This is a genomic window from Nocardia farcinica, from assembly GCF_029867845.1.
GTDB lineage: Bacteria > Actinomycetota > Actinomycetes > Mycobacteriales > Mycobacteriaceae > Nocardia > Nocardia farcinica_A.
On record NZ_JARWRU010000772.1, the window covers coordinates 1 to 2,720 of the forward strand.

General features: G+C 74.7%; 3 protein-coding genes. All 3 read left to right on the top strand.

The genetic code is table 11. The features are described 5' to 3' along the window. On the top strand, window positions 1-311 hold a 311-nt coding region (locus QH283_RS16925), incomplete at its 5' end, for a hypothetical protein (protein WP_280503955.1). A 23-nt stretch (window positions 312-334) separates the two neighbouring features. After that, window positions 335-547 carry an MbtH family protein gene (locus QH283_RS16930; RefSeq protein ID WP_280503956.1) on the top strand — a complete coding sequence of 71 codons (213 nt, stop codon included), beginning with the start codon at window positions 335-337 and terminating at the stop codon, window positions 545-547. A 727-nt stretch (window positions 548-1,274) separates the two neighbouring features. Beyond that, window positions 1,275-2,276 (top strand): lytic transglycosylase domain-containing protein, encoded by a 1,002-nt coding sequence (locus tag QH283_RS16935; RefSeq protein WP_280503957.1) that lies wholly within the window; start codon window positions 1,275-1,277, stop codon window positions 2,274-2,276. Window positions 2,277-2,720: the final 444 nt, after the last annotated feature.

A 2,720-nucleotide genomic window follows, 5' to 3' on the forward strand; every position in this document is an offset into this window, starting at 1 on the left:
CCCCCCCCCCCCCCCCCCCCCCCGGCGGGGGGTTTCTCTCGCCCCCCCCCCCCGGGCGCCCCCCCCCCCCCCCCCCCCCACCCACCCCCCCCCCCCCCCCCCCCCCCCGCGCGCCGCCCCCCGCCCCCCCCCCCCCCCCCCCCCCCCCCCCCCCCCCCCCCCCCCCCCCCGCGACCTGGGCCGAAGCCGTGGACGGCACCGTCCACAACCACGCCGTCGCCGCCACCCACTGGCGCATGACCTCCGACCGTGCCCTCGCCCGCATTGGCCACGTGCTGACCACCGCCTGGGCCGACACCCACCGGGCCTGACCCCCACTCCGAAAGGCAACCCCATGAGCAACCCGTTCGACGACGACACCGCCGAGTTCTACGTCCTGGTCAACGACGAGGGCCAGCACTCCCTGTGGCCCGTCTTCGCCGCCGTCCCCACCGGCTGGCGCATCGTCCACGGCGCCGCCACCCGCGACTCCTGCCTCGACTACGTCGAGAACCACTGGCTCGACATGCGCCCCGCCTCCCTCATCGCCGCCACCCAGGGCAGGTAGCCGCCCCGCGGGCGAACGATCGGCACACGCCCCACCGGCGCCGCTGACGCCGATCGCCGCCGCCCTTCACCTGCCGACCCGGCCGTCTCCCGTGCGCACCGTGGCCACTCCCGACGCGGTGTGTTCCGATGGGCCGACGCCCCGACCGTAGCCGACCCGCGACGCGTGGCGGTCGGACCGATCGCGCGGGACGCGGCGGGCTCCGGTCGCCCACGACAACACACCGCCGGGGCGAGTGGCCGATGAAGTACACGGCCGATCGCCCACTATCGCGTCGGCGGTCGGCAGCGGTGGTTGATGCCGCGCCCAGGTATGTGCGGGCATGCGGACGGGTGGATCGGACCGGGGGCTGTGCCGGGCGTCGTCGCAGGCCCGTCGTGCGGCGGTGGTCGGCGCCTCGGTCGCCGGTCGGTGCGAACATGCTGCGTACGCGACGACTGATAGCATCCGTGCGTGCTCGGGATGTGAGTCACTTCCTGCCGGTTCGCGCTGGCAGAAGCGCCGGAGGCAGGAACGGGCCGCTCCGAATAAGTGACTGATCATTCCGGCAAATTTGCGGCTTTTGTGATGGCTGTCTCTGCTGTATGTTAACTCCTGTTCTCAGATGGTTGATGCGACCGGAGGGTGTCGGGCCGCGACATCCCGAGGTCGGTGGACGTCGTTGTCCCGGCTGTGGTGCCCACGTGCGCGGGTGCCCTCGTGCGGGCAGCGGCAGGCCGGGGGTCGTATGCGAAGATCCGCTCCTCTCACCGCGTCGGCTCTGCTGACCGCGGGACTGCTCATGTCGGGCTCGGCCGCGCTCGGCGTCGACGCGTCCGGGAAAGAGCCCGAGATCGCCGCGCTGCCCGAGCCGGGGGCGGGCAGCACGGTGGGCCTGCTGTCGGTCGCGGCGCAGGCTCCGCGCACGCTGCGCAGTGTCGACACCTCCGGCGACAGCGCGTTCGCGGTCGGCCAGGTGCCGCTGCGGGAGATCTCGCTGCCGAGTACCGGAGGGCTGCTCGGCATCCCGCAGATCGTGCTGGCCGCCTACCGCAACGCCGAACTGGCGCTGGAATCCTCGTTGCCGGACTGCGGGCTGCGCTGGCACCTGCTGGCGGGCATCGGCCGCATCGAGTCCGCGCACGCCGACAACGGGCGCACCGACGCCGCGGGCACGGCGGTCGCCCCGATCCTCGGCCCCGCTCTCGACGGCTCGCTGCCGGGCAACGAGATCATCCCGGCCGCCGGCGGTGGGTACGTGCGGGCGCTCGGCCCGATGCAGTTCCTGCCCTCGACCTGGTCGATGTACGCCGCCGACGGCAACGGTGACGGCGTGTCCGACCCGCAGAACGTCTTCGACGCGGCGCTGGCCGCGGGCAAGTACCTGTGCGCGGGCGGCACGAATCTGGCCGACCCGCAACAGGAGTTGCGTGCCGTCCTGCGCTACAACAACTCCAGGTCCTATGCCGCCGACGTGCTGAGCTGGTCCAACGCCTACCGCACCGGCGGCGCACCCCGGCCGGTGCCGGTGAGCCCAGGCCTGGTCCCGCCCTCGACGCCCACCTCGCCGCCCCGCCCCGGCGGCACCGTCGAGGTGCTGGCCTCCGCGCCGGGCGCGCGCCCGCTGCGCCTGCAGCCGATGGCGCCCACCACTGTGCCCGACCCGACGCCGCCGGTCCTGGTGAACCTGCCCGGCATCGGCGCGGTCTCCTGCGGCATGCTGTGCGACACCCCGGGCAGGCCGCACTAGCCGAAGCGGCTGCCCGCCCGGGTCGCCCGGGAGCGGACGACGACACCGCCGCCGCGATCCGAGCCCGCCCCACCGCCATCGTCCCCGGCCGCGCGGCAGGCCACGCCCGCCGCGCCGCGGGGTGGCGGAGTCCCGTTGCAGCCCGCCCCCGCCCCGGCGCCCGCGCCTGCCGGGCCGAGCATCCAACTGCCCCTCGGTATCTCGATCCCGCTGCCCGGCTCGCCCACCTGACCGGCCGGTCGGTCCGCCCGGTCGCCGATCGGCGCCGCCGGACGCGTCCCGGTCCGATCGCGCCGGTCGGTGGAATCCCGCACGGCGGAGACCTGTTCACTCCTTGGCCGTCTGCCGCAACTCCTTCTCGCAGGTGTCGAGCGTGAAGCGGAATCCCGCCGCGATGACCGGGACCATGATCAGCGTGCACAGGTCCGAGGCGATGGGGGAGCG